The organism is Inquilinus sp. (assembly GCF_057815775.1).
In genome coordinates, this window is the sequence record NZ_JBYRFX010000099.1 from 1 (window position 1) to 5,583 (window position 5,583).

Below are 5,583 nucleotides of genomic sequence, written 5' to 3' on the forward strand. Positions count from 1 at the left end.
CCACCGCGCGCACCGCCGGCATCGCCAAACGCGGCGTGCGCAATCTGCTGCGCCACGCCGGCATCCTGGCGGAGGCGGTAGAGCCGGCGCCCAGCCGCTGGCTCGACATGCCGTCGTCGGATTGCTTTCGCTTCGCCGAGCAGGACGGCATGGCTGAGACCTGCGTCGATCTCGGCGACCCTGTGCGCCGGGGCGACGTCATCGCCCGGATCCATCCGGTCGACCGCACCGGCGGGCCCCCGGCCGAGTACCGGGCGGCGCTGGACGGCATCCTCGCCGCCCGGCACTTCCCCGGCCTGGTCAAGGCGGGCGACTGTCTGACCGTGATCGGCACGGTGGGGTGAAGTCCGTCGCACATTCGCTCCGGCGGCGCCTGGCCGTCGGAAAGGGTGTTCGCAAATGGTGGGTTGTTCGTCCTTGAGGGGGACCTACAAGAGTAGGACGTAGGCGTCCGAAATCCATGAACATATTGGCAACATACGCCGGACGTGAGATCAGCGTGGTGTGATATGGAGCTCGCGGAGAGGATCGGCGGTGCCGTGAAGACGAACGGCTGGGCCGAGCCAACCGGCGCGGGGCAGCTTATCGAGCAGGTTTGACCGGGCGAGCTGAAGGTACGGCAAACGGAGGCTTTGCTGGTGCCGCCATCAAGGGCGGTGATGATCTGCTCCAGCTTTTCCGGATCGATCGTCAGTGGTCGTCCGCCCTTGCGGCCTCGGTGCCGGGCAGCGGCCAGGCCGGCGAGAACCCGCTCCTTTGTCAGACCACGCTCGTACTGTGCCAGCGCTCCGAACACGGAGAACAGGAACTCGCCTTGTGGCGTCGTGGTGTCCATCTGCTCGGTCAACGAACGGAAGGCGACGCCCTTGGCCTTCAGGCTGGTGACGATGCTCAGCAGATGGGGAAACGACCGTCCGAGGCGATCGAGCTTCCACACCACCAGAGTGTCACCCTGGCGCAAACCCGCGAGGCAGGCTTTGAGGCCGGGCCGGTCGTCGCACGCGCCGCTCGCCTTGTCCTGGTGGAGATGGCGCTCATCGACGCCGGCGGTCATGAGAGCATCCCGCTGCAGATCGACGGACTGCCGGTCGTCGGCCGACGAGACGCGCGTATAGCCGACCATCATGTCTGGGAAAACCCCTCATGAGACGTTTCCGGACAGTGGATCAATCCGACAGGGCTTGTCGCAGAGCAAACCCCGGCTTCGGACGAGAGTTCGAAGGGTGGTGCTGTCCCTGACGGCAAACACCTGTTTCTCGTCAGGGGGAGCGCTCTCTCTGGGTGTCGACATCCCGGCGCCGATCTCGAAGATGGCGGCTTCACAATCGTCATGAGGTCGGAGATGTCCAAGCGTTCCATGCTGAAGCCCGACAGATGGGAGGCGTTGCTCGCCGCCGCCGCGGACGAGGCCGTCTTGATCGCCTATTGCACCTTGGAGCCAGCAGATCTCGATCTCGTCCAGGCGAAGACGGCTCCACACAACCAGCTTGGCTTGGCCCTTCAGATCTGCCTGTTGAAGCACCGGAACCGCCAGTGGCGCTACGACGAGGTGCTGCCGGTCGCGATGGTGGTCTACATCGCCGAGCAGATCGACGTCCCTCCCGATGTGCTGGCGGAATACGCCAAGAGGGACCAGACGCGGCGCGAGCATGCGGCCGAGGCGCAGCAGCACCTCGGCCTGCATGTGGCAGGTCGGGAGGATCGACGCGCGGCGCTGGCCGCGGCGCTCCAGGCGGCCGAGGCCACCGACCAGGGGCAGCCGATCGCCGAAGCCATGATCGCGGCTCTGCGGGAGCGGCGCTCGGTGCTACCGGCGGCCGACACGCTCGACCGTCTCGGCCGCGCTGCTCGAGCCCTGGCCCGGCGCCGTATGGAGGCGGCGCTGCTTGACGGTCTGACGCCGGATCGTCTGGACGCGCTCGACGAGTTGCTCACGGTCGAGCCGGAGATGCGGATCACCCGCTTCGCCTGGCTCAAGGCCCTGCCGGAGGCGCCGGGCAAGGGGAACCTGCTGGCGCTGCTGGAACAGCTGCGGTTCGTGCGCGACTTCGCCCTCGATCCCGCGCGCCGCGAGCGCATTCATCCCGACCGCTGGCGCCAGCTGGTACGGGAAGGGCAGGCCACCCCGGCCCATCTCGCCGCCGACCTCAATGCCGGACGCCGCCGCGCCACGATCGCAGCGCAGCTGATCGAGCTCGGCTCCCGGCTGACCGATGCGGCGGTGACGATGTTCTGCCGGCTGGTGGGGCGGCAGTTCGCCCGTGCCCGCTCGGGCCGCAACAAACGGCATCTCGAGACCCGCAAGGCTGCAGCCCGGCTGCTCGGGCTGTTCCGCGATACCCTGCGCACTCTGGGCGAGGCCAACGACAGCGGCGGCGACGCGATCGAGTTGCTGCAGGAGCGCATCGGGTGGCACCGCCTTATGCAGGCCCAGGCGGAACTCGAAGGCTTCGAGGGCGCCGATGATCCCGATCCCCTCATCACGGCCGCGGAGCAGTCGGATCGGATCCGGCACTGCGGCCGGGCGCTGATCGAGGACGTCATCTTCCGCTCGGCCCGGCGGAGCGATCCGCTGCTGCTGGCGCTGGACCTGCTGCGGCAGCTCTATCGCCATGGTAGCCGGACGCTTCCGGCCAGGCCGCCGGTCGGCCATATGCGGGACCCGATCCGCAAAGCGGTGTTCGCCGGCGACAAGCCGGACCGCAGGCTGTACGAGATCGCCACCCTGGCTGCGCTGCGTGACCGGCTGCGCTCGGGTGATGTCTGGGTCGAGGGTGGCCGGGCCTTCCGACCGCTGTCGGCCGATCTGGTGCCGGCAGCCACCGTCGCGGCTCGCAAGGAGGCGGGCACCTTGCACCTCGGCGTGCCTGAGGATGTCGTGACCTGGCTGGCGGAGAAGCGGGAGGAGGTCGTCCTAAAGCTGCAGCAACTGGCCAACCGCGCCCGAGCCGGCAAGCTCAAGGGCGTTCGCCTGGTCGACCGCAAGCTGGTGGTCTCGCCGGATCGCTCGACCGTGCCCAAGGCCGTAGAGGCCGCCAAGGGGCTGATCCTCGGCCGGATGCCGCTGGTCCGGATCACAGAACTGATCGCCGAGGTCGATGGCTGGACCCGCTTCTCCGAGGACTTTACCCATCTACGCACCGGCGACCTGCCCCGCAACCTCCAGGCGATGCACGCCGGCATCCTCGCCGACGCCGTCAATCTCGGCCCCACGCGCATGGCCGAGGCCTCCGCCGGCGTCACCGCCCGGCAGATCGGCTGGTGCCGCCAGTGGCATGCCCATGACGCGGCGTTCAAGGCCGGCGTCGCCCGGATCATCGACACCCAGCTGGCCCATCCCTATGCCCGCATCTGGGGCGACGGCACGACCTCCTCCTCCGACGGCCAGTTCTTCCCCGCCGCGGGCCGCGCCCGCAAGCGCAGCGACGTCAACACCCACTACAGCCATGGCCCGGGCGGCAAGCACTACACCTGGGTCTCCGACCAGTACGGTCATTTCTACATCCTGCCGATCGGCGTGACCGAGAGCGAGGCGCCCTATGTGCTCGACGGCATCTACGGCCATGGGGGCCGGCTCGACATCGCCGAGCACTATGTCGACACCGGAGGTGCCTCCGACCACGTCTTCGGCCTGTTCGCCGTGCTGGGCCGGCGCCTGGTGCCGCGGCTGCGCGACCTGAAGGACTGGTGCCTGTACACCTTCGCCGGCCAGGAGGCCGACGCGATCCTGCGTCAGCATGTCGGCGGCCGGATCGACGAGCCCGCGATCCGCGAGGCCTGGCACGAGATCCTGCGCATCGGCCTCTCGATCGAGGATCGTGCCGTGGCGCCGTCGGTGGTGCTGAAGAAGCTGGCGGCGATGCCGAAGACCAACCTGCTGTTCAAGGCGCTGCGCGAGATCGGCCGGATCGAGCGCACCCTGTTCATGATCGAGTGGTATTCCAGCCCGGCACTGCGCGCCCGCTGCCGGACCGGGCTCAACAAGGGCGAGGCCGGGCACAAGCTCATCCGGGCGGTGTTCTTCCACGAGCGTGGCGAGATCCGCGACGCCGCCTTCGAAAGCCAGGCGTTCCGGGCCTCGGCCCTCAATCTCGTCGTCAGCGCCATCATCCTGTGGAACACCGCCTATATCGAGCGCGTGGTCGACCAGCTGCGCGCCGAGGGGCACGATCTGCCGAATGAGGTCCTGCGCCACGTCTCCCCGCAGATCTGGGAGCACATCAACCTCACCGGCACATACGATTGGAGTCGGCAGGACATTCCCCCGCCCGGCGCCTTCCGGCCTCTCCGCAAGGCGACGACGCCAGAGCTCCGTGACGCCGCATGAACCACCACCGCGCCTGTTGCCAATATGTTCATGAATCCCGGACGCCTACGTCCTACTCTTGTAGCGACCCCGATTACGGTCGGCGACTGTGTGCCGGGCGCCGTCGATCCCTGGGAACGCCAACTTCAGAGGAGTATTCCGGCAACGCCACCGTCACGGTGCCGACCTGCCGCGGTTGATCGGGATCCCGTGTGACTGGCCTCGCCGCTACCGCCGTAGCGGCCGTCGCGCTGTTGATCCTGCACCGGTGCAGTGGAGAGGCCGACACGTGATCTGGAGCGTCCGTTGGCTCGATCTTCTTGGGCCTCTAAGAGATTGGCGCGGCATATCGCCATCGATCCGGTCATCGGTGGGAGATCTGGATTTATCATTTGTTTCGATCCTATCGGTTATTTGATCATCTGTTTCTCGTCGTCGTGTACATTTTTCAGGCGGCTGCACTTTTCTTGAGCGTGCCATCCGATACACATCATCCGACAAATCGTATCTGGACCCATCGATAAGTCCCATCTGGACCTATGGCATATCGCGATATGGCCATACGCTTTTCTCCAAGACGTGCATTTGATCGCAGATTTTCCGCGGGGGACGTTCCCCGCCGCGACGCGTCTGGGGCATTTGACTAAAGATTTAGGGGGCTGCGATGACACAAGGATTCCGTTCCGGTTCCGGTGCCAAGGTCTCGAAGGCCGATCCGACTTGGCCGATCCCGACCGGACGGAGCCTGATCGCCGCGCTGCTCGGCACCACGGCCTGGCTGGCCATGCCTGACACGGCTGCGGCGCAGAGCTGCCCGCAGGGGATCTATTACGACTGCACTTTCGGCACCGCGGGACCGGGGGGCGGGACGGACTTCGGCGCCCCGGGCGGCGCTGGAGGAACGGTCAACGCGCCGACGGTCTCGGTCACGGGCGCGAGTTCCACTCCGTCCGGCGACAACCTGCCCGGTTTCCTGGCCTTGGGCCAAGGGGGTGTCGGGGGGACCGGTGGAGGGAACAGCGACAGCGCCGGAGGCGTCACGGGCGGCGTTGGCGGCGGTGGCGGTGCGGTCACCGGCACCGTCGGCATCATCCTGGCGGGCGCGACTGCAAATGCCGTCACCGCGACCACGGCGGCTGGCAGCTCGCCCGGCGCCTATGCCATCAGTCTCGGCGGGCAAGGCGGTCTCGGCGGCTATGTACAGACCGGCCTGGGCGGTGACAGCTCCGGCGGCGCGGGCGGCGCGGGCGGAGCGGCCGGTGACGTCGTTGTCGGCG

Annotated in this window: 1 protein-coding gene and 3 pseudogenes; 3 read left to right on the forward strand and 1 reads right to left on the reverse strand. The window is 67.6% G+C overall.

Annotation, left to right across the window (positions count from 1 at the left end; genetic code table 11):
- Positions 1-344, forward strand: a pseudogene (locus tag AC3XYG_RS03575) (N-alpha-acetyl diaminobutyric acid deacetylase DoeB); the annotation flags it as partial.
- A 425-nt stretch (positions 345-769) separates the two neighbouring features.
- On the opposite strand, the pseudogene AC3XYG_RS03580 reads toward AC3XYG_RS03575, so the two are convergent.
- A pseudogene (locus AC3XYG_RS03580) lies at positions 770-1,126 on the reverse strand (recombinase family protein); the annotation flags it as partial.
- A 216-nt stretch (positions 1,127-1,342) separates the two neighbouring features.
- On the opposite strand from AC3XYG_RS03580, the gene AC3XYG_RS03585 reads away from it, so the two are divergent.
- Positions 1,343-4,327 carry a Tn3 family transposase gene (locus tag AC3XYG_RS03585; protein WP_489138440.1) on the forward strand — a complete coding sequence of 995 codons (2,985 nt, stop codon included), beginning with the start codon at positions 1,343-1,345 and terminating at the stop codon, positions 4,325-4,327.
- A gap of 643 nt (positions 4,328-4,970) precedes the next feature.
- Positions 4,971-5,583 (forward strand): annotated as a pseudogene (locus AC3XYG_RS03590) (hypothetical protein); the annotation flags it as partial.